At 64.1% G+C, this 21,048-nt stretch carries 23 protein-coding genes; 9 read left to right on the top strand and 14 right to left on the bottom strand.

What is annotated here, in order from left to right:
* Positions 1–58: 58 nt before the first annotated feature.
* The 3 genes from B5V03_RS02300 to B5V03_RS02310 all read right to left on the bottom strand — a co-directional run bounded on the left by B5V03_RS02300 (position 59) and on the right by B5V03_RS02310 (position 3,391).
* Entirely contained in the window at positions 59–1,660 is a 1,602-nt protein-coding gene (locus B5V03_RS02300) for a TRAP transporter large permease (RefSeq protein ID WP_129267634.1), read from the bottom strand.
* Positions 1,657–2,196, bottom strand: coding sequence for a TRAP transporter small permease subunit (locus B5V03_RS02305; protein ID WP_129267635.1), 540 nt, complete (start codon positions 2,194–2,196; stop codon positions 1,657–1,659). Before B5V03_RS02305 ends, B5V03_RS02300 begins: the two co-directional genes overlap by 4 nt.
* A 271-nt stretch (positions 2,197–2,467) precedes the next feature.
* Positions 2,468–3,391: a LysR family transcriptional regulator gene (locus tag B5V03_RS02310; protein ID WP_129267636.1), complete on the bottom strand. Its 924-nt coding sequence runs from the start codon at positions 3,389–3,391 to the stop codon at positions 2,468–2,470.
* 106 nt (positions 3,392–3,497) lie between these two features.
* On the opposite strand from B5V03_RS02310, the gene B5V03_RS02315 reads away from it, so the two are divergent.
* Both B5V03_RS02315 and B5V03_RS02320 read left to right on the top strand, forming a co-directional pair.
* The gene (locus B5V03_RS02315) at positions 3,498–4,370 is read left to right on the top strand and encodes an NAD(P)-dependent oxidoreductase (RefSeq protein ID WP_129267637.1); all 873 of its coding nucleotides are present in this window, start codon (positions 3,498–3,500) and stop codon (positions 4,368–4,370) included.
* A gap of 8 nt (positions 4,371–4,378) precedes the next feature.
* Positions 4,379–5,908: an aldehyde dehydrogenase family protein gene (locus B5V03_RS02320; protein ID WP_129267638.1), complete on the top strand. Its 1,530-nt coding sequence runs from the start codon at positions 4,379–4,381 to the stop codon at positions 5,906–5,908.
* 3 nt (positions 5,909–5,911) lie between these two features.
* On the opposite strand, the gene moaA is transcribed toward B5V03_RS02320, so the two are convergent.
* The 3 genes from moaA to B5V03_RS02335 all read right to left on the bottom strand — a co-directional run bounded on the left by moaA (position 5,912) and on the right by B5V03_RS02335 (position 8,412).
* Positions 5,912–6,946, bottom strand: a complete 1,035-nt coding sequence (moaA, locus tag B5V03_RS02325; protein WP_129267639.1) for a GTP 3',8-cyclase MoaA — start codon at positions 6,944–6,946, stop codon at positions 5,912–5,914.
* 132 nt (positions 6,947–7,078) lie between these two features.
* Entirely contained in the window at positions 7,079–7,582 is a 504-nt protein-coding gene (locus tag B5V03_RS02330; protein WP_164987729.1) for a hypothetical protein, read from the bottom strand.
* 155 nt (positions 7,583–7,737) lie between these two features.
* Positions 7,738–8,412, bottom strand: coding sequence for an HAD-IA family hydrolase (locus B5V03_RS02335; RefSeq protein WP_129267691.1), 675 nt, complete (start codon positions 8,410–8,412; stop codon positions 7,738–7,740).
* A 164-nt stretch (positions 8,413–8,576) separates the two neighbouring features.
* Between B5V03_RS02335 and rpiA the strand changes: the two genes are divergently transcribed.
* The 4 genes from rpiA to B5V03_RS02355 all read left to right on the top strand — a co-directional run bounded on the left by rpiA (position 8,577) and on the right by B5V03_RS02355 (position 11,636).
* Entirely contained in the window at positions 8,577–9,296 is a 720-nt protein-coding gene (rpiA, locus tag B5V03_RS02340; RefSeq protein WP_129267640.1) for a ribose-5-phosphate isomerase RpiA, read from the top strand.
* Positions 9,293–9,832, top strand: coding sequence for a DUF2059 domain-containing protein (locus B5V03_RS02345; RefSeq protein WP_129267641.1), 540 nt, complete (start codon positions 9,293–9,295; stop codon positions 9,830–9,832). Before rpiA ends, B5V03_RS02345 begins: the two co-directional genes overlap by 4 nt.
* Positions 9,833–9,878: 46 nt before the next feature.
* Positions 9,879–11,267, top strand: coding sequence for a glutathione-disulfide reductase (gene gor, locus B5V03_RS02350; RefSeq protein ID WP_129267642.1), 1,389 nt, complete (start codon positions 9,879–9,881; stop codon positions 11,265–11,267).
* A gap of 120 nt (positions 11,268–11,387) precedes the next feature.
* Positions 11,388–11,636: a DUF6894 family protein gene (locus B5V03_RS02355; RefSeq protein ID WP_129267643.1), complete on the top strand. Its 249-nt coding sequence runs from the start codon at positions 11,388–11,390 to the stop codon at positions 11,634–11,636.
* Between the two features lie 7 nt (positions 11,637–11,643).
* On the opposite strand, the gene B5V03_RS43000 is transcribed toward B5V03_RS02355, so the two are convergent.
* Both B5V03_RS43000 and B5V03_RS02360 read right to left on the bottom strand, forming a co-directional pair.
* The gene (locus B5V03_RS43000) at positions 11,644–11,793 is read right to left on the bottom strand and encodes a zinc finger domain-containing protein (protein ID WP_433995322.1); all 150 of its coding nucleotides are present in this window, start codon (positions 11,791–11,793) and stop codon (positions 11,644–11,646) included.
* A gap of 8 nt (positions 11,794–11,801) precedes the next feature.
* Positions 11,802–12,809: an alpha/beta fold hydrolase gene (locus B5V03_RS02360; protein WP_129267644.1), complete on the bottom strand. Its 1,008-nt coding sequence runs from the start codon at positions 12,807–12,809 to the stop codon at positions 11,802–11,804.
* Between the two features lie 176 nt (positions 12,810–12,985).
* Here B5V03_RS02360 and B5V03_RS02365 point away from each other — a divergent pair, with 176 nt between their 5' ends.
* Positions 12,986–13,315, top strand: a complete 330-nt coding sequence (locus tag B5V03_RS02365) for a hypothetical protein (protein ID WP_129267645.1) — start codon at positions 12,986–12,988, stop codon at positions 13,313–13,315.
* Positions 13,316–13,327: 12 nt separating this feature from the next.
* Positions 13,328–13,948 carry a hypothetical protein gene (locus tag B5V03_RS02370; protein WP_129267646.1) on the top strand — a complete coding sequence of 207 codons (621 nt, stop codon included), beginning with the start codon at positions 13,328–13,330 and terminating at the stop codon, positions 13,946–13,948.
* Positions 13,949–13,986: 38 nt separating this feature from the next.
* Here B5V03_RS02370 and B5V03_RS02375 read toward each other — a convergent pair whose 3' ends face one another.
* The 6 genes from B5V03_RS02375 to B5V03_RS02400 all read right to left on the bottom strand — a co-directional run bounded on the left by B5V03_RS02375 (position 13,987) and on the right by B5V03_RS02400 (position 20,275).
* Entirely contained in the window at positions 13,987–15,126 is a 1,140-nt protein-coding gene (locus B5V03_RS02375; RefSeq protein ID WP_129267647.1) for a hypothetical protein, read from the bottom strand.
* 326 nt (positions 15,127–15,452) lie between these two features.
* The gene (locus B5V03_RS02380; protein ID WP_129267648.1) at positions 15,453–15,638 is read right to left on the bottom strand and encodes a hypothetical protein; all 186 of its coding nucleotides are present in this window, start codon (positions 15,636–15,638) and stop codon (positions 15,453–15,455) included.
* Between the two features lie 62 nt (positions 15,639–15,700).
* On the bottom strand, positions 15,701–16,930 hold the full coding sequence (locus tag B5V03_RS02385) for a carboxylate-amine ligase (RefSeq protein ID WP_129267649.1): 1,230 nt from the start codon (positions 16,928–16,930) through the stop codon (positions 15,701–15,703).
* 17 nt (positions 16,931–16,947) lie between these two features.
* Positions 16,948–17,778: a class II glutamine amidotransferase gene (locus tag B5V03_RS02390; RefSeq protein WP_129267650.1), complete on the bottom strand. Its 831-nt coding sequence runs from the start codon at positions 17,776–17,778 to the stop codon at positions 16,948–16,950.
* A gap of 123 nt (positions 17,779–17,901) precedes the next feature.
* Positions 17,902–18,498 carry a redoxin domain-containing protein gene (locus tag B5V03_RS02395; RefSeq protein WP_129267651.1) on the bottom strand — a complete coding sequence of 199 codons (597 nt, stop codon included), beginning with the start codon at positions 18,496–18,498 and terminating at the stop codon, positions 17,902–17,904.
* 31 nt (positions 18,499–18,529) lie between these two features.
* Positions 18,530–20,275: an MOSC and FAD-binding oxidoreductase domain-containing protein gene (locus B5V03_RS02400; protein WP_129267652.1), complete on the bottom strand. Its 1,746-nt coding sequence runs from the start codon at positions 20,273–20,275 to the stop codon at positions 18,530–18,532.
* A 155-nt stretch (positions 20,276–20,430) separates the two neighbouring features.
* Between B5V03_RS02400 and B5V03_RS02405 the strand changes: the two genes are divergently transcribed.
* Entirely contained in the window at positions 20,431–20,811 is a 381-nt protein-coding gene (locus tag B5V03_RS02405) for a nuclear transport factor 2 family protein (protein ID WP_129267653.1), read from the top strand.
* The last annotated feature ends 237 nt before the right edge of the window (positions 20,812–21,048 follow it).

Here is a 21,048-nt window from a genome sequence, read left to right on the forward strand (position 1 = left end):
TGTCACGCGCGGCTTCTGCCCCCTCTCCCCTTGTGGGAGAGGGTGGAAGCGTGCGTCGCTACTTCTGCGGCGGCCCCAGATCCAGCGGGGGCAGCTCGATCTGCGGGACCTCGATCCTGACCTTATCGAGGTCGACGTTGAGCGGCTTGTCCAAAAGGCCCGTCACCGTGACCGGGAAGATGATCACGAGCAGCACCATGATCATCTGGAGGCCGATCCAGGGGATCGCGCCCCAATAGATGTCGGAGCTCTTCACTTCCTTCGGCGCCACGCCGCGCAGATAGAACAGCGCAAATCCGAACGGCGGATGCAGGAACGAGGTCTGCATGTTCACGCAGAGCATCACGCCGAACCAGATCAGCGCCGCGTCCGGTCCCACCACGGGGGCGAGGACCTTCTGCGCGATCGGCGCGATCATCGGCAGGATGATGAAGGCGATCTCGAAGAAATCGAGGAAGAACGCCAGGAAGAAGATGAAGAGGTTGATGAAGATCAGGAAGCCCCAGACGCCGCCGGGCAGCGAGGTCAGGAGATGCTCGAGCCAGACGCCGCCGGAGACACCCAGGAACACCACCGAGAAGCAGGTCGAACCGATCAGGATGAAGGTGACCATGCAGGTGAGGCGCATGGTGGATTCGTAGCCCTGCTTGATGAGGTCGCGCAGGTCGGGGATGCGTGCGGCCTGGATGCAGATCCAGGCCACGGCGATATAGGTGACAGCGAACGAGAGCCTGAAGATCAGGTTCTCGGTGAACAGCATCGCGACGATGGTGCCGATGCCGGCGGCGATCACGCCTGTTATCAGGATCCTGCGGTCGCTCGTAGAGAAGTCCTTGTGATGGATCGCGGCGAGCACGATGGCGCCGACAGCGCCCATCGCGCCGGCTTCCGTCGGGGTCGCAAGGCCCATCATCATGGTGCCGAGCACGACGAAGATGAGGACGGCGGAGGGGATGATGCCCATCAGGCATTTCTTCCACAGCGCCCAGCCGTTCAGCGTCCGCGCTTCCAGTGGCACCGCCGGCACATGGTCCGGCTTGATCAGGCCGAGCACGAAAGTGTAGCCCGCGAACAGCATGATCTGGAACACCGAAGGGCCCCAGGCGCCGAGATACATGTCACCGACCGACTTGCCGAGCTGGTCGGCGAGCACGATCAGCACCAGGGAGGGCGGCACCAGCTGCGTGATCGTGCCGGAGGCAGCGAGCACGCCGGTGATGTAGCGCATGTTGTAGCCGTAGCGGATCATGATCGGCATCGAGATCAGCGCCATGGCGATGACTTGCGCCGCCACCGTGCCGGTGATGGCGCCGAGGATGAAGCCGACGATGATGACGGAATAGCCGAGGCCGCCGCGGACCGGGCCGAACAGCTGGCCCATCGAATCCAGCATGTCCTCCGCAAGTCCACATCTCTCCAATATGGCGCCCATGAAGGTGAAGAACGGGATCGCGAGCAGCAGCTCGTTGGAGAGCACGCTGCCGAACACGCGGCCGGGGATCGCCTGGAGGAAGTTGAGGTCGAAGAATCCGAGATGGATGGCGAGGAAGCCGAAGGACAGTCCGACCGCGGCCAGCGTGAACGCGACGGGGAAGCCGATCAGCATCGCCAGAACCAGGCCGCCGAACATCAACGGCGGCATCATCTCCAGCGTAATCATTGGGTCGGCCTCTCGTACTTGGCGTCGATCGTGACGTAGCCCTGGAGAGCCGCGATACGCTTGATGACTTCAGAAATGCCCTGGAGCGCCAGCAACACGAAGCCGGCGGGGATCACGAACTTGATCGGCCAGCGGATCAGGCCGCCGGCATTGCCGGACATCTCGCCGACGTTATAGGCCTGCATGAAGAACGGCCAGGACAGATAGGCGAGCAGCAGGCAGGAGGGGATCAGGAAGAACAGCGTGCCGATCATGTCGAGCCAGAGCTGGCCGCGGTCCGAGAGCGTCAAATAGAAGATCTCGACGCGGACATGCTCGTTGCGCTTGAAGGTGTAGGACGCGCCGAACATCACCAGGATCGCGAACATGTACCATTGCAGCTCCAGCCAGCCGTTCGACGAGGCGCTGAAGGCGTACCGGATCATGGCGTTGGCCGCGCTGACCAGGCAGGCCAGGAGCACCAGCAGGTTACAGACGTACCCGATCTTTTCGTTGAGGAGGTCGATGGCGTTGCTCAACGCCAGCAAGGGACGCATCTTACTTTCTCTCCGTCGCGGCCTAACACTTCATGGGAGGCTTTAGCGCGCATCGCTCGTCCGCATGCAAACTGCACGCGGCCACACGGCTCGTTTCCGGAGCGATTGCGGCGTCAGTCCTCCCCTCGTGCCTTGCCGTCTTGACCGCGACCGCCAAAGGGGCGGGCCGGCTTATTGCTGCCGGGCAAGCAAAGGCGGCTGCACCAAACCAGCGGCTTCACGTGCCGTCAATCGGAAAATGGACAAATTGACGCCGGCTCAAAAGCTTAGGTTAGCGGCGGCCGGTCTGGAAGGCCTTCATCCGGCCGATCAAGAACCTGAGCAGCTGGCTGGCCGCGTTCGGCAGTTCGCGGCCCAATCGGGTGATGATGTGAGCTTCTGCGGCTGTGAGCAGCACATTGTCGACGGGAATGGCGACCAGCGATCCGTCCTCGAGGTCCGCCGCCACCGAGAAGGCCGGCAGCAGGGTCACGCCGAGACCGGAACGGACGAAATGCCGGAGGATGCTGATCGAGGTCGTGGTCAACTTCGGCGACAGACCGGTCTTCTCGGATGTCTCGGCCATCGTGAGCAACTGGCGCGTGCCATAACCCGCATGCATGATTCCGAGCGCATGCCTGGCGATCTCGCGGAGCCTGACCGGGCGGCGGAGTTTTGCGAGCGGATGGTCGGGGCGTGCGATCAGGCAGATCGGCTGCCTGATCGCGGCGCAGGAGCGGATTCGCGGATCCTGCGGCGGATGATAGACGAGCCCGATGTGGCAACGGTCGTCGGCAATGGCGCGGATGACCTCGCTGGTGCCCGCCAGTTCCAGCGAGATGGTCAGCCGTGGATGCCGCTGCCAGAACTCGTCGAGCGCGCCGCCCATGAGATCGGCGACAAAGCCTTCGCCCAGCACGAGGTCGATATGACCGCGATGCAGCCCCTGGAGCTCCCGCAAGCGGGCGAGCGTGTCGTCGCGGTCCACCGTGTGGCGGCGGTAATGCGCGATCAGGAGCGCGCCTGCCTCGGTCGGCCGCACGCCGCGGCTATGCCGGTCGAGCAGGGCGGCATCGAGCTCGCGCTCCAGGAGGGCGATCTGCCGGCTGACAACCGACGGGTTGACGCCGAGCGCATCGGCCGCCGCGCGCACCGCGCCGTAGCGCGCGGCCTCGAACAGATAGCGAAGCCGGTTCTCGTCCAGTGCATTGATCATCCGCAAGTGTTGCCCATGAGGCAACAATAGGCAACCGCGCTGCTGATGCCCTGATGCGGCCGAGCTCCGTAGGATCGCCGGCGGTATCAGGACGGGGGACGGGGATATGGCGGTCGTCGGCATCGTCGGGCTCGGCAATATGGGGCGCGGCATGGCGCTCTCGCTGGTGCGGGCGGGGCATGAGGTGCTTGGAAGCGATGTGTCGGAAAAGGCGCGGAGCGCGCTCGCATCGGAGGGCATCGCGGTGTTCGAAGGCGTCGGACCGCTCTGCGCCCGCGCGGATCTGCTCATCCTGTCGCTTCCGAATGCCGATATCGTCGAGGCTGTCGTCGCCGGCGAGGGCGGTATCATCGTCCATGCCAGGCCGGGCCTGCGTGTGGTCGACACCTCGACGTCCAATCCCGACACGACCCGCCGCCTTGCCGCAGTTCTCGCCGCGCACGGCATGGCGATGATCGACGCGCCGGTTAGCGGCGGCCCGAAGGGGGCCATCACCGCCACCATGACCATGGTGATCGGCGGCGCGGATGCCGACGTTGCCGCGGTCGAGCCTGTCCTCGCAGACATGAGCGCGAAGCGGGTCCATGTCGGATCGGTCGGCGCCGGGCATGTCTGCAAGCTCATCAACAATCTGCTGTGCGCGGCGCATCTTCTGACCGCCGCCGAAGCGATGCGGATCGCGCGCGGGGCCGAGGTCGATCCGGCCCGGCTGCTCGAAGGCCTCAATGCCGGCTCCGGCCGCTCCGGCGTCACGCAGGTCAATCTGCCGACCTGGGTGCTGAACGGCGCGTTCGATTCCGGCTTCACGATGGCCCTGATGCGCAAGGACGTACGCCTTGCGACGCAGCTCATCGCCGGGCTCGGGCTCGACCTGCCGATCGCAGGCGAAGCCGCGCGGATCTGGTCGGACAGCGCCGCCTCGATCGGCGATAGCGAAGATTTCAACAGGATCGTCGAGCTTCAGCTCGGCAGGATGTGAGCGGCACCATGACCCCCTTCATCGACACGCGGCTGCGCGATGCGCTCACCCCGTTCTGGCCTGATAGCGCGGCGATCGGCTCTCATGTGGCCGGCCGTATCGTCCTTGGCGCGGGCGCGCTCATCACCATCGACGATCCCGCAACCGGCGCCTCTCTCTACGCCTATCATGATGCCGGCGACGCCGTCGTTGCCGAGGCAGCTGCGGCAGCCGTCACGGCGCAGGCCGGCTGGTCACGGCTGACCGGCGCGGCCCGCGGGCGCGTCATGCAGGCGATCGCGCGCGCCATTCAGGGCAAGGCGGAGGAGCTGGCGCGCCTGGAGTCGCTCTCGGCGGGCAAGCCGATCCGCGACACCCGCGTCGAGGTCGCCAAGGTCGCCGAGATGTTCGAGTACTATGCCGGCTGGGCGGATAAATTCCACGGCGACGTGATTCCGGTGCCGTCGAGCCATCTCAATTACACGTGGCGCGAGCCGGTCGGCATCGTGCTCCAGATCACGCCCTGGAACGCGCCGCTCTTCACCTGCGGCTGGCAGGTCGCGCCCGCCATCGCCATGGGCAACGGCGTGCTGCTGAAGCCGTCGGAGCTGACGCCGCTGACCTCGATGGCGCTGGCGCTTGTTGCAGAACAAGCCGGCTTGCCGGTCGGTCTCGTCAACGTGCTCGCGGGCTACGGCCACACCACGGGGCAGGCCGCGCTCGGCCAGCCAGCGGTTAAGAAGGTCGTGTTCGTGGGTTCAGTGCCGACGGGCAGGCTGATCGCGGAAGCCGCCGCCAGGCGCCTGCTGCCCTGCGTGCTCGAGCTCGGTGGAAAGTCCGCAAACATCGTGTTTGCCGATGCGGACCTTGCACGCGCGGCGATCGGTGCGCAGTCGGCGATCTTCGCCGGCGCCGGACAGAGCTGCGTCGCAGGCTCGCGACTGCTGGTGGAGCGCTCGGTCTATGACCGCTTCGTCAAGATAGTCGCAGATGGTGCCGCGAAGCTGAAGGTCGGCGCGCCCGGCGCGGTGGAGACTGAGGTCGGGCCGATCAACAATGCCCGGCAGTACGCCCGCGTGCTCGCAATGGTGAAGCAGGGCCTCAGCGAGGGCGCGACGCTTGCCACCGGCAGCGACGGAAACCCCACGCAGGGCGGATTCTTCGTCGCGCCGACCGTGCTGCGTGACGTCAGCAACAGCATGACGGTGGCCCGCGACGAAATTTTTGGACCTGTCGTCGCCGCGATCCCGTTCGATTCCGAGGAAGAGGCGATCGCGCTCGCCAATGACAGCGATTTTGGTCTGGCCGGCGCAGTCTGGACCGGTGACGTCGCGCGCGCGCATCGGGTCGCGGCGCAAGCCAGGGCCGGAACGTTCTGGATCAATTCCTACAAGACGATCAGCGTGGCGTCGCCGTTCGGCGGCTCCGGCATGAGCGGTTACGGCCGTTCGAGCGGTGTCGAGACGCTGTTCGAGTACACCCAGGTCAAGAGCGTCTGGGTCGAGACCGCGGCCGAACCAGCGGTCGGCTTCGGCTATGCGCCGGGCATTCGGGAGTGAGATTCAGCCGCCGGTGACGCTCATGTGCCTGGAGACGCTGGGGCGGTCGTGGCGGCGGTCGATGATGAAATCGTGGCCCTTGGGCTTCAGCCCGATGGCGCGGTCGATCGCATCCGCAAGCAGCATGTCGTCATCAGATGCGCGCAGCGGCTTGCGCAAGTCCGAGGCATCCTCGTGGCCGAGGCAGGTGTGCAGCGTGCCCGTGCAGGTGATGCGCACGCGGTTGCAGGATTCGCAGAAATTATGGGTCATCGGCGTGATGAAGCCGAGCTTGCCGCCGGTCTCGGCGATGCTGACATAGCGCGCCGGGCCGCCGGTGCTCTCGGCCAGATCCGTCAGCGTGAATTGCTTGGCGAGGCGCGCGCGCACCAGCGACAGCGGCAGATACTGGTCGATGCGGCCCGAGCCGATCTCGCCCATCGGCATGACCTCGATCAGCGTCAGGCCCATGCCCTTGCCGTGGGCCCAGCGCATCAGGTCGGGGAGTTCGTCCTCGTTGAGGTTCTTCAGTGCCACAGCGTTGATCTTGACGGCAAGGCCTGCGGCGCGCGCGGCCTCGATGCCTTCCAGCACCTTGTCGATCTCGCCCCAGCGGGTGATCTCGCGAAATTTCTTGGGATCGAGCGTGTCGAGCGAGACGTTGATGCGGCGGACGCCGCAATCGGCGAGCTCTTTCGCATGCTTGGCCAGCTGCGTGCCGTTGGTGGTCAGGGTCAGCTCGTTCAGGGCGCCGCTCGCCAGATGCCGCGACAGCGAGCGCACCAGCGACATCACGTTGCGCCGGACCAGCGGCTCGCCGCCGGTGAGCCGCAGCTTCTTCACGCCCTTGGCGATGAAGGCGGTGCAGAGCCGGTCGAGCTCTTCCAGCGTCAGCAGGTCCGCCTTGGGCAGGAACGTCATGTCTTCCGACATGCAGTAGAAGCAGCGGAGGTCGCAGCGGTCGGTGACGGAAACGCGCAGGTACGAGATCGTGCGCCCGAACGGATCGGTCATCGCGCTCGACAGCGCGGCTCGGGGGCTCGCGGAAAGTCCGTTCATACCAAATGCCTTGCCAAATGCCTTGTCACTTACGGCGACGGGCGCACCTTTGCTTCAGCGGCGCTCTGGAAGCAATCTAAGCATCGCGCAGGCAGAGGACAATCGGGTGGTATACGTAAGTCAGCGCCTGGATCAGCGCTTGCCCGCGTTCGGATCGGGGAACGCCGAGACCGCAGCAGGTGCAGCATCGGCCGGGGCCGCGGCGGGTGCGGCCGCGAGCGGCTTCGGCTTCTTCGGCCGGTGTGGCTTCCTCACCGGCTTGGGCGGCATCGCCGGCTGGAGTTCGGCGAACACCGGATTCGGATCGGTGGTCACCGTGGCCGATGTGGTGAGATCGCCGGGCGTCTTGATCACGCTCACCGGCACGCTCGCCGGCTGGTATTTTGGCGCCGCGAAAGCGACGGTGAACGGGGCGTCGGGAGCGGGAACCGAAACCGAGCAGGGGGTCTTGCAGCCCTGACCGAGCGAGGTCGTGGCGTCAGCGCCTGGCGGATTGGATTCCAGCCGGACCTGAACGGTCGGCGGCGCCGATTTGAACATGTCCCAAGACATTGAAGGCATTGAGGAGCAGCCCCCAAGGCTTGTTGCTCCCAGGAGGCTTGCCCCCGCTAACGCAATCGCGATGACACGACGCATGACCATCCCATTTCTACTGCGACGAACCGCCACATCCCCGGCCGGACCATAGGAGTGTCGTTTGGGGCAGGCAACCGGCGTGCCGCGCATAGATAATAGATGGTTAACGCAGGGTTCCGCGGAATAGCCTAGTTAAGTCAGTGCCTTGTGGCGGACTAGGCCGTCATCAGACTATGGGCTGCGGCCGGCAGGTCGCGCATGTGATGGATCAGCCGGTCCGGTTTCAGGTCGGCGATCGGCACGTCCGTGTAGCCGAAGCTGACCCCGATCACGGGCACCCCGGCCCGCCGTGCGACCCCGACGTCGGTTCCGGCATCGCCGACCATGATGCTGGCCTTCACGTCGCCGCCGGCGCGCGCCACGGTCTCGCGGAAAATGGTCGGATCAGGCTTCTGGACGCCAAAAGTGTCGGCGCCGCAGATCGCGGCGAAGCGCCGGGTCAGGTCCAGCTGGTCCAGAAGCCGCTTGGACAGCCATTCCAGCTTGTTGGTGCAGACCGCGAGGCGATGGCCCTGCGCCGCAAACAGGTCGAGCGCGTCCAGGAGCCCTTCGAAGGGGCGGGATTCGACCGCTATATGGTCGGCGTAATAGGCGATGAAATCCGCCGTCATCCGGTCCATGTCCGCGGGTGTGACGGTGCGGTCCTCGGCTTCCAGCCCACGTTCGATCAGCTTGCGGGCGCCGGCGCCGATCATGTTGCGGGCCGAGGCCATCGGCACGGCGGGCAGCCCTTCGCGGTCGAGCACGTAATTCAGCGCGGTGATCAGGTCGGGCGCCGTATCCACAAGCGTGCCGTCGAGATCGAAGACGAGGGTGTAGGGGGAGGTCATGGTCACAGCGCTATCGGTCTGGCCGGACCGGCGCAAGGGCCGAGGCCATAAGTTCACCTTATAAGATCGGCCCAGAGGCCTGTTCCCGCGAGTAAAACGAGGCTACATAGGCCGCCGCAAGCGGCTAAATCGGCGGCACTCTCAATTCAGGGGCGGGCGCAGACGTGAACATGGACCAGTTGAAGCGGCAGGCTGCGGCGCGGGCGCTCGAAGAGGTGCGTGACGGCATGCAGCTCGGGCTTGGCACCGGTTCGACCGCAAAGCATTTCGTCGAGCTGCTCGGCGAGCGCGTCGCCACCGGGCTCAAGGTGATCGGCGTGCCGACCTCGGAGACGACTCGCGCCGATGCGATGCGCTGTGGCGTGCCCCTGACGACGCTGGACGAGATCGACCATCTCGACATGACAGTCGACGGCGCCGACGAGATTGATCCCGACTTCAACCTGATCAAGGGCGGCGGCGGCGCGCTGCTGCGCGAGAAGATCGTGGCGGCCGCTTCGGATCGCATGATCGTGATTGCAGACGACACCAAATGGGTGCCGACGCTCGGCAAGTTTCCGCTGCCGATCGAGGTCATCCCGTTCGGGCTTGGCGCGACGCGCCGCGCGATCGAGAAGGCATTTGCCGTGTGCGGCGTTTCCGGGCAAATGGCGGTCCGCAAGGCCAAAGATGGCCACGTTTTCGTCACCGATGGCGGCCACTGGATCGTCGATGCCCAGCTCGGATGTATCGTCGATCCGCCCGGCCTCGCCACGGCGTTGAGCGCCATTCCCGGCGTGGTCGAGCACGGGTTGTTCATCGGCTTGGCCAGCTCGGCTGTTTTGGCGGGTGGCGAGGGAATTCGCGTGATTGAACGGCGCAAGCCGAAAGGAGACCAGGTATGAAGAGCGTTTTGAAATTGTTGCCGGCCGCGACCCTCGCTGTGGGATTGGCCTTCCCGGCCGTGGCGCAGCAGCCTGCGCCGGCCCCCAAGGCAGCTGCGGCGCCGGCCCAGCCGAAAGCTTCGCCGGCGGCGGTTGCGGCGGCCAAGGAGATTTTGCAGATCAAGAACGCGACGGCGATGTATCAAGGCGCCGTGCCCGGCCTCGTCGAGAAGACCAAGATCGCGCTGACCCAGCAGAACCTCAACTATCAGAAGGATCTCAACGAGGTCGCCCCGATCGTCGCTCAGCAGCTCCAGGGCCGCCAGAACGAGATCGGCGATGGCATGGCGCAGATCTATGCCAGCGAGTTCACCGAGCAGGAGCTGAAGGACCTCGTCACCTTCTACAGGTCGCCGCTGGGCAAGAAGCTGATCGACGCCGAGCCGCGCGCCATCGGGCTCAGCATGGCCTTCATGAACTCCTGGGCCCAGAACTTCTCCGAGACCGTGATGGGGGCCTTCCGCGCCGAGATGCGCAAGCGTGGCAAGGAAATCTAAGAGTACCTATCTGATAGGGAGTTTTTGAAAGGGGTCGGAGTGGACAATGGCTGAATTCGACGTCGACCTCTTTGTCATCGGTGGCGGCTCGGGCGGCGTGCGTGCCGCCCGCATCGCGGCGGGCTACGGCGCCCGCGTCATGATCGCGGAAGAGTACCGCATGGGCGGCACCTGCGTGATCCGCGGTTGCGTGCCGAAGAAGCTGTTCGTGATCGGCTCACACTTCCGTCACGAGCTCGAGGACGCCGCCGGTTTCGGCTGGACCGTTCCGCCTGCCAGCTTCGACTGGCCGACGCTGATCGCCAACAAGGACAAGGAGATCGCCCGGCTGGAGGCGGCCTACACGACGAATGTCGAGAAGTCGGGCGCGCAGGTCGTGAAGAGTCGCGCGATGATCGAGGACAAGCACACCGTCCGCCTGCTGGCGGACGACAAGAAGATCACCGCAAAATACATCCTGATCGCCACCGGCGGTGCGCCCAACCATGGCGCCTCGATCCCCGGCATCGAGCACGTGATCTCGTCCAACGAGGCGTTTCATCTGAAGAAGCTGCCGAAGCGGATCGTAATCCAGGGCGGCGGCTACATCGCGCTGGAATTCGCCGGCATTTTCGCGGGCTTCGGCTCCGACGTCACCGTGATCTATCGCGGCGACAACATTTTGCGCGGTTTCGATGAAGACGTTCGCGCTCACGTCCGCAGCGAGATGGAGAAGCAGGGCATTACCATCCTCACCGGCTGCACGGTGGCGAAGGTCGATCGCCACGGCGAGGAGTTCACCACCCATCTGTCGAACGGTTCGAGCATCGCGTCCGACCAGGTGATGTTCGCGATCGGTCGCCATCCCGCGGTCGCCAATCTCGGCCTGGAGAAGGCCGGCGTTGCCATTAATCCCAGGAATGGCGGTATCGCAGTCGACCATTTCTCCAAGAGCTCGGTCGACAGCATCTACGCGATCGGCGACGTTACCCATCGCTTCAACCTGACGCCGGTCGCGATCCGCGAAGGCCATGCCTTTGCCGACACCGTGTTCGGCAAGCGCGAGGTGCAGGTCGATCATTCCTACATTCCGACCGCAGTGTTTTCGCAGCCTGAGGTCGGCACGGTTGGTTTGACGGAAGCCGAGGCGCGCGCGCAATTCAGCCACGTCGACATCTACAAGACGAATTTTCGTCCGATCAAGGCGACGATGTCGGGCCGCGACACGCGTGTGCTGATGAAGCTCGTCGTCGATGGCTCGACCGACCGCGTGCTCGGCTGCCACATCGTCGGCGATTGCGCCGCCGAGGTTACCCAGGTGGTCGCGATCGCCGTGAAGATGAAGGCGACCAAGGCCGATTTCGACGCCACGATCGCGCTGCATCCGACCGCAGCCGAAGAGCTGGTGACGATGCGCACGCCGACCGCCCGCCACGTGCGGCAGGCGGCGGAGTAGGGCGTCACTCATCGGACAGGTTGTTGTAGAGAACGCTGCATCTGCGGCCGCTCGCCGACCATTTTTACGTTAGGAACGTAAGCGTGAATCGTTGCTTAGCATTCGTCGGAGTGCGAAGCGATGCCGCGGTACTATTTTGATTTGCTGGATGGTGGCGTTCTGGCTTGTGACGAAGAAGGATTGCTGCTTCCGAATCTTCAAGCCGCGCAAGCAGAAGCCGCCCGGTCGTTGGCCGATATGGCGAGGGATGCGGTCGATGATTTGACTGCGACTCCCGACAAGCGCGATATGGCAATTGAGGTTCGGGATGCGGCCGGCCCGGTGATGCAGGTCAAGTTCACCTTCGAGATCGAGAGATCAAAGCACTGAGGTCACTTCACTTGGTCTCAGCAATCCTTCCCTTGCCTTGGCAGGCTTCGCATTTGACAGGATAGATCCTACGGCCCGGGCGAGCCGGTTGCATGGACCTGGAAAAGCCGGTTCCGTTACACTGCTGGCAGGTATGTTCTTCGATCTTCGGGGTCATGTTGAACCTCAATGCAGCGTTTCCGCCGCGGCTTCATCGATCGCAATCATCAGGTCCGCTGTATCCGACTGCTGGATCATATGGCCCCCTTTGGGAATGCGGCGCATTTTGCTGTGTTTGATTTCGTCATGCAGACGGCCGGACTGCTCGTCGATGTCGATGAGGCGATCGGCCTCGCCGGCCAGGATAATGACTGGCATGGCCAATTCGCCGTAGGTCTTCGCAGACAGCATGGCCGCAGGGACCATTAACGCTGCCTCGGCGGCGCCGGCACGAAGTTGCGAGGGACGCACGGCAAGGGATTTGGGGAAGCCATCGAATTTTTGCGGAACGGGTCTCGGCCCGAACAGCTGCCGCAATATCGCCGGCCACATCAGCCGGCTGAGGATCGGCGAAATCGTGTGACTGAGGACGTCGCCAAATCCCGGTATCGCGGGTCCGGCAATCGACAACATCGCATCGGTGCGGGCCGTCGGGAAATAGTATCCCGATGCCAGTATCAATGCTTCGACCATTGAGGGATGTCGGCTTGCCAGGGCAATTGCAACCGATGCTCCCCAGGAATGTCCTAGCACGATCGCCTTTTCGACCCCGAGCTGCGCAAGCGCGTTCTTGAAGAGGTCGGCTTGCGCCGCAGGTGTCCACACGACATTGCGGGGCCTCAGGCTGTGGCCGAAGCCGGGTCGGTCAAACACGATGACATGATAATCCTTGGCGGCGAGATCGATCAGCCCGCTCGACTGGAAATCCTGGATCATGCTGCCGTTGCCATGGAGCAACACCAGATGGCGGCCGGATCCGCGCTCCACATAGTGCAAGCGAACGCCGTCGACCTCGATGAATCGTCCTTGAGGCGGATTATCGCGCTGAGCCTTGTCGGCAAGTCGCCTGTTGGCGATCGCGGCCGTCGCCATCAAGGCGGTCGCCGCGACAACGGCAGACGTCACCGGATATTCTGCGAGAGCACGAAGCGTCGTGGCTGCCAGCGTTGGCGAACGTTTTTTCAGAATGCGCATGTACCCTAATATGAGAGGGCCGGCGATGTTCCTAACGTCATCCGCAGTTCTCGTCTTGGCAATCACGTGGATGATGTTTTTCAAAGTTTGATTGCACAGGCGATGTCGAGAAGCGGAACATAGGAACGAAAGCTCCACCGGGGGCTTGGCTCAGTCCTCAAGCTTTGGAGACAATTATGAAACGCCCGTCGCTCTACATTTGTATTTCCGTCATCGCGGCTGCCGCGGCATTGGCCCCGGCCTCAGCGCAAAATCCCCCGGCGCAGTCAGGCCCGAACAACAACGCGGTCAACAGTGCCGGGCAAAACAACTCCGATGCACCGGTCGCCGGCCGCAACAGCTTCACCGAAGGACAGGCCAAATCGAAGATCGAGGACGCCGGGTACGCCAATGTCACCGCGCTGAAGAAGGACGACAAGGGCGTGTGGCGCGGACAAGCCAGCAAGGGTGGAACGGCCACCCAAGTCAGCGTCGACTTTCAAGGCAACGTCAATTCGGCCAAGTGAGAAAGTTCCAAAATGACTGTTACCATTTCTCGTCTTTACGACAACTACAATGACGCTGAGCGGGCGGTTCGCCGCCTTGAGGGGGCTGGCGTGCCGTACTCGGACATCAGCATCGTCGCCAACAATTCCGACAGCTGGTTCAGCACCGACAAGAAGGTCGATCGCGACCGGGATGGTGTCGACGATCGCGCCGAAGGCGCCGGCAAGGGTGCCGGCATCGGAGCGGGCGTGGGTGGCACCGCCGGCCTTCTCGCTGGCCTTGGCTTGCTGGCAATTCCCGGCCTCGGGCCCGTCGTCGCAGCCGGGTGGCTGGCCGCGACTGCGGTGGGTGCGGCGGCCGGAGCAGCGACCGGCGGTATTGTTGGAGCGCTCACGGAGGCCGGCATTTCCCGGGAGGATGCGGACACGTACGCCGAGGGCGTTCGTCGCGGAGGAACGCTCGTGTCGGCGCGCGTCCCCGATGCGGACCGATCCCGCCTCGATTCGATCCTGAAAGAGTCCTCCGTCAACCTGCGTGACCGCAGTGCCAATTGGCAGAAGGCCGGATGGAAATCGTTCGATCCCGCCAGCCAGCCTTATGGCGCCGAAGAGGTTCGCAAGGAGCGGCAGCTTTACGGTGGCTCGGTGCGCTAAATGATATCGACGGCCCGCTTCGGCGGGCCGTTGTTTTATCAGCCGTAGAGATACCCGACCGGCTGGCCTTCCGTGCGCAAGGGGCGGACGTCCTTGTGCGTGATGATCTGACCGGCGAGGCCGTCGATCTCGTCGCGCTGTGTCGGCGTCCAGCTGCGAAGCTCGTTCATGCCCTTGAGAAGGCCGAGCCGCAGGACCTGGGTGTTTTCGCCGAGGCCGGTGAGGCTGATCGACGCCTTGCCCGCCGTCACCACGTCGCCGGCCGCGAGCTCGAAGCTCTCCCCGGATTTCTTCTTGAATTCGGCCGTGCCGCGAATGACGCGATAGATCACGACCTCGCCCTTGGCGAGACAGGTCGGGTCTGCGGTAATCGACGTGCTTTTCGCCAGCAGCGACTGGCCGCGCGGGTCGGTTGCGATGATGTGTCCGGTGACGAGGTGACCGCTCGGGACCTCGATGCCGGTATCGCGCACGTAAACCGGCGTCGCCGATTTGACCGGACTATCGGTGAGCGGCTTGAACAGCGCATCCAGCGCCAGGGGATCCTGAAGCCAGAAGCCTGCATCGGCCGGGCGATCATGCAGCGGATGGCTCCAGGCCACGCGCGGCGTCTCGGCCTCGTTGATCTGGTCCGGGCCGACGATGGTCGGGTTCGGAAAGGTGGTGGGATCGGTGATGAAGGCTTCGAGGAATTTGCCGGAATAACCCATCGAGATCGGATCGGGCACCACGGTCTGCGGCGTCTTCAAATTCTCTTCGGTCGACAGGCCCGACCAGGTGTAGAACAGCTGGCGGTGCACGATCGCGCTTTGCAGCATCACTGCGCCGGGGCCGACATTGTAGAAGCGCCCGTCGTAGTCGAAGGTGAACGCGCCCGAGGTGACCAGCACGAGCTGAAAGCCACCCGGCGGCAGATGAAGATGGAAATCGGTGGGGCCGGTGTCGGGCAGATAGATCGGCAGATTGGTCGCGACTTCGTGCAGCAGGAATGTTTCGTTGTTGGCGTGAAAACCCTCGTTGGCGCGGTTGTAGAGGGCTTGCGGCCGGTAGGTTGCCTCAAACTTCGCATTCTTGTCGCGGTCGATCGCGACGAAGTCCTGCTCATTGAGGCGAAGGGGTGAACCATCCGGGCGGGTGAGGCCGGCGAATTTGAGATCGCCCGCGGCATGCACGTTCATGGCATTCTCCGATCCTGGGCCGTTCATCCCGGAGCCGGGCGTACGCAACTCGCTGCTCCACTTAATGAGAGGGCAGGGACTTTAGGCCTGACGACGTCTTGCGAATTCTGGGCCAGTTGGCGCGCGGCGCAGCGCGTGGGCCCTTCGGCTCCACGCGGGACAAGAAAAATCGAGGTTGCGCCAGAGGTTAGATGACCGTCACACCAAACGGCGTGGTCCTCTTGGCAAAGCCGGCAGGTCCAGGGGAGAGACGGGTCTTGTCTAATTTGTCGGCATGTCCCGCAAAGGGCATGCAACCGTCAAGGCGGCCGGGCGTCCGAAGCCGCTTATTTGAACGATTGACGGGCGGCCCGCTCGGGCTTGCCGGATGGGCTGTCGGCCCACTTCGCCATCTCCACCGCGCGCGCGTCGATGCCTTCGCACCAGAGGCAGTTCGGCTCCGCGCGGCCTTTGGCCGTCAGCATCGGGACAAGTGCATGACCGCAGCCGGTGCAGGATGTGATGCGATTCATGCGGTTCTCCACGATCATCAAATTCAAGGGCGGCACTTTGGCCGCCGAAGCTTGCGCGGGCGCTATGACGGCGCTTGAGCACTGCGTCCGACGGGAGCGCTCGTTCCTGAGATCGTAGATGTAGCGATCCATCGTGACACGGATGCGATGTCGTCGCCGTTTTCACGGTAGGCACGGAGCTGGAATTCGGCAGAGCTGCCGCGTTCCACGATGGTGCGGCAGTGCTCGACCTCGGCGGCGCAATTCAGTGCGGCCGCGTCCCCGGCGGTGTCCTCGATGACACGGGAGAGCAGCTCCGAGATCGTGACCGGCCCTTCCCTGGAGGCAAAGATGCAATCGGTGCCGTAGCGCTGCGCGCGCCATTTGTTCTCGACCGCTATCGCGCGCTCGACCACGGTGACCTCCTTCGACAGATAGGGCCGCAGGTAAAGGTGGCGGGTCAGGCAGCGATAGAGCGAGGCGATCGCGACGGCGTCGTCGACCAGGGTGCAGGTATCGGGCGCACGAAGCTCGAGCGTCGGATGCTTCATGGACGGACGCATCGCCCACCAGATGTGGCTTTCGTCGGGGATCACGCCGGAGCGTTGCAGTGCGCCGATATATTCGTCGTAATCCTGCCGGTTCTCGAACAATTCGGGCAGGCCGGTGCGCGGTAGCTCGGAATAGGCGGCCAGCCGGTAGCCCTTCAGTCCGGTCTTGTGGGAATTCCAGAACGGGGAGGAGGCCGACAGCGCGATGAACAGCGGCAGATGCGGCAGCATCGCCCGCATCACCGCCATGCGCTTCTCGGGATCGGGCAGCTGCACGTGCACATGCATGCCGCACATCATGTTGCGGTGGCCGATGCTGCGCAGATCCTCGATCATTTCCTCATAGCGCGGCTTCGGGCTCGGCTGCGACATGCGCCAGACCGCGGTTGGATGCGTGCCGCAGGCCATGATGACGAAGCCATATTGCGCGGCGACGTTGGCGACTTCGCGACGGAGAAAACGAAGCTCTTCGCGCGCGTCGGTGACGTCGACGTGAACGTTGGTGGCGACTTCGAGCTGGGATTGCAGCATCTCGCGCATGGCCTGACCGCCGGTCGACCAGTTCGCGGACTCGAACAGCGCGTTGGGCGTTTCGATCGCGACCTCGAACGTTCGGCGATCGGCGAGGAAATATTCCTCCTCGATACCAAACGAATATTCCGCCGCCTTTCCGCGTCCGCCGGCCGAGCGAATGACGAGGTGCTGCTTGTCGTCGGAGGAATCGAGGCGCAGCAGTTTCAAAACGTCTGAAGCAAATGTCATGAGCCACCCGGCAGTGGTTACCTGCGGGCAATAATCCTTCTGACAGGGGCGGGTTCCGCCTCGGACCCACTGGAAATTGCAGGGACGAACGGAACAATTTTCACGCTTTCGGACGCGCGCGCGATAAGGGCGTGATTCGCAGGCACTTCCGTCCAGTCCGTTTCCTTGTCGAAGGGCTCGGACACCACGACGACCTGGCCGCCACTGCCTTCCCGATAGTAGAGCGTGTTGGCGGCATCGTTGACCGCAATGCGAAACGCATAGAGATCCCGGCCGTTCGCAATCGCGCTGGTGAAGCGCAGCCGCTCACGGAGCTCGCCTTCGTTGATGAGACCGACGAGCGCTTGCAGCACACGTTGTGTTGCGCCGAGCGGGTCGCCGTCGAGCCCGGCGCCCATCATGGCGAGGAACACGGCTTCCGAGTCGGTCGTGCCCAGTCGCGACGGGTAGTAAGCATCGGGGATCAACGCCTCGACCTTGCGCCGCAGCCGATTCCAGCTGCCCACAAAACCGTTGTGCATGAACATCCACTGTCCGCAGGCGAAGGGATGACAATTCTGCCGCGTCACCGCCGTGCCGGTGGCGGCGCGCACGTGTGCGAAAAACAGATGCGAGCGCAGATGGCGGCAGAGGTAGCGCAGATTCTCGTCCGACCACGCCGGACGCGTTTCGCGGTAGAGGCCCGGCTCCGGGTGTTCGCCATACCAGCCGAGACCAAAGCCGTCGCCATTCGAGCCCGCGGTTGACTGAAGCGAGCGTATGCTCTGCGCGATGAGCGAATGCTCGGGCTCGGTGACGTAAGGCTCGAACGAGGTGGTCTCGCCCCTGTATGCGATCCAGCGGCACATGCGGGTTCCTGGGTGTCCTTGGGGTTCCTGTCAGGTGGCAGGCGAATCGTAAGACTTGCCAACAAACCTGACGCCGCGATGGTTCCCGGCATTCGTCTGCACGGACGATGTCGAAATGTCCCTCTAATCCTGTTCACCGAGAGTTTCGACGTAGGCCTTGCCGTAGGGATAAAAATGCTCCTTGCGGCCCTGGTTCCATAGCGTCTTCAGGCCCGGCGCCGTGATGTCCCAATCGGGGCGGCAAATCATGCTGACGGCCCGCAGATCCTGGCGAAGCTCTTCGATGGTCGGGCGTCCGAAGAACCAGTAGCCGTTGTAGATCTTGTGGATGCGGAGGCGAGGCTCCAGCACGACCACGTGCGGGATCATGGGATTGTGGAGGGGATCGGTATATTCGGCGATGTCGAGGTCCTTCTGAACGATCCGCCGCGGGTCGGACAGGAACGGCCAGTGCGCGCCTGCGCCGCTGCGATATTCGTTGGTCTGGGTGATGTTGTCGGTGGTCACAGTGACCAGCCGGCAATAGCCCACCTCCATCTCCCGATGCAGCTGGACCAGCCCTTCGGTCTGGCGGCGATCCTTCGGACAGAACCCGCCGCGGCCGAGGACGACGATCATGGGATCGCCGCCTTGGAGCTTGGAGAGTGTTCGATGCTTGCCGGTGTGGTCGCTGAGTTCGTAGTCCGGGAAGGTTGCTCCCGGCACCATGTCAGTTCGCATGAAGCTCTCCCATGTCCTAGAGATCGACGTCTTAGAGATCGATGACGATATCACCCTGCGGCCGCGCGCAGCAGATCAGGACATTGCCGTCTGCCGGCGGGTCGAGCGGATCGGGCGTGTAGCTGACGTCTCCGGCTAAGAGCCCGCTCTCGCAATTGTGGCAGACGCCCGTGCGGCACGACCAGCGCACGGGGACGTCGCACGCCTCAGCCAGCTCGAGCAGACTGGCATAGGATGGTCCCCACAGGACATTGAGGCCGCTGCGGGCGAACGACACCGTCGGCCCCGGCCCAGCTGCGCCGGCTGGCAGATGCGTTGCGACTGTCGGCGCGGCGGCGATGCCGGGTGTCAGCGAAGGCTTGCTGCCGAACAGCTCGGTGTGGATGCTGTCGGCGGCGACGCCCAGCGCAGAGAGGCCGGCCGTGAGATCGCTCATGAAAGCGGCCGGTCCGCACAGATAGAAATCGCCGTCGCGCGGCACATTAAGCGTCTGAAGCAGGCGCTGATCCAGATGTCCGGCGCTGTCGAAGTCAGCACCGGGACGATCGGCCGGGTCGGGGGCGCTGAAGCAGACATGGCTGTGATGGTACGCGAGCGCGGCGAGGAGTTCGCGCGCCTCGGCCGCGAACGGATGCTCGTGGCCATTTCGGGTACCATGCAGCCACCAGACCTCGCGTGTCGATCCTTCCGCGGTCAGCGCATGCAGCATGGCGAGCACCGGCGTCACGCCGATGCCGGCGCTGAGCAGCACGACGGGCCGCGCATCCTGCCGCAGCGTAAAGCTGCCGCGTGGTGCACCGAGCTCGACGACGTCGCCCGTTTTGAGCTCGTCGGCGACATATCCGCTGGCTGCGCCGTGCGCTTCCCGCTTGATGCTGATGCGCAAGCACGCGGCATCGGCGCGGCGCGACAGAGAATAGCTGCGCGTCATCGCGGAAGGCCCGAGCCGCACGACGACGAACTGGCCGGGCAGGGCCGTGGCGACGGGCTGTCCGTCCGCGGGTTCGAGCACCAGCGACGTCACATTGCTGCTTTCGGCGATTTTTCGCGCGACACGGAATGGGCGGAAGCCATGCCAGGCCGGAGGCGGGCTTGCGGCCGGGCCGAGCCCGGCGTTTCCCGTGGCCGGATTGTCTTTCTGCGCGAGCAGCGCCGCGAAGGAATGATTCCAGCCACGGCTCAGCGCCGGAATTCTCAGCGCGCGCTCCAGGCGCTCGCGTGGGTGAGGGGGCAGATAGAGCAGCGCATTGATCTCGGACACGCTCATGCTTTCGGGGCCGCGCGCGACCTGCGTGATCTCGTCTCCGGCCTCGACGTCGCCTTCCTCGATGACGCGGAAATAGAAACCGGGCCGCCCGTGCTTGACCAGCAGCGCGGCCATGTCGGGCTCTTCCATGCGAATGCCGAGCCGGTAGCAGGTCACGCGCGGCTGCGTCACCTCGAACAGGGCCGAGCCGATCCTGTAGCGATCGCCGATGCAGACCTCGGTGTCGGCGAGGCCCTCGACGGTAAAGTTCTCGCCGAATTGTCCCGGGACGAGGTTCGATCGGCCCAGATGTTGCTGCCAGTAGTGATAGGATTCGTCCTGGTAGACGTACACAGCGCGCTGCTCGCCGCCGTGACCAGCGGTGTCGCCCTGGCCGTCGCCGTCGATGTTGAGCCGGCGCACCCTGCGCGGGCCCGTGACGGGCGCCTTCCAGATGCCGGTGTGGACGGTCCTGCCTTGCCAGGCGACGTCGCGCGGCAGGCCGACATTGACGGAAAGCAGATGAGCCATGGATGTTCCCCGGCGAATTCCAGATTGCTGCACCGTCAATCTGCATCCAGATCGGATGTTTGGCCCGTTAGTGGTTGTTAGACGTTGCGAGGGCGCCTTGCCAGAGGCTGCCTGGGCTCCAATGTGGAGAGCTGAAACGGCAGGTGGAGGACGCAATGGACGATCAGGCGACACTGGCGGCGCTCCAGCGCCATTGGGACGCGTCAGACGCGAACGATTTCGAGGCCGAGCATGACATCTATCGCGACGACGCCGTGCTCGACTATCCGCAATCTGGCGAGCGCATTCGTGGTCGCAGGAATATCCAGCAGAGCCGCTTCGTGCAGCCGAACAGGAAGCGCTTCACGGTGCGGCGGATCGTCGGCGGCGGCGATCTCTGGGTGAGCGAGTTCGTGCTGACCTATGACGGGGTGCCGTCCTACGTCGTCAGCATCATGGAATTGCGCGATGGCCTCGTGGCGCACGAAACGCAATATTTCGGCGACCGGTTCGATCCGTCGCAGTCGCGGGCGCATCTGGTTGAGATCGTGAAGTAAGGCGCGCGCTCCGCACTCCGCTGTCATTCCCCGCGAAGGCGGGGAATCCAGTACGCGGAGGCTTCTCGATAAACCACGGACGTCTCGGAGTACTGGATCGCCCGGTCAAGTGTTTAGACCGGACAGATCACTGACAGGTGTTCGGAGACATAGCTGACACATCAAACTGGGCTGGATTGGTCGATTCGGGAGGCCGTCCATGCCCTGGAACGAGGTGTCGGTAATGGATCAGCGACG

It is taken from the genome of Bradyrhizobium betae, from assembly GCF_004123905.1.
Classification (GTDB): Bacteria; Pseudomonadota; Alphaproteobacteria; order Rhizobiales; family Xanthobacteraceae; genus Bradyrhizobium; species Bradyrhizobium betae_A.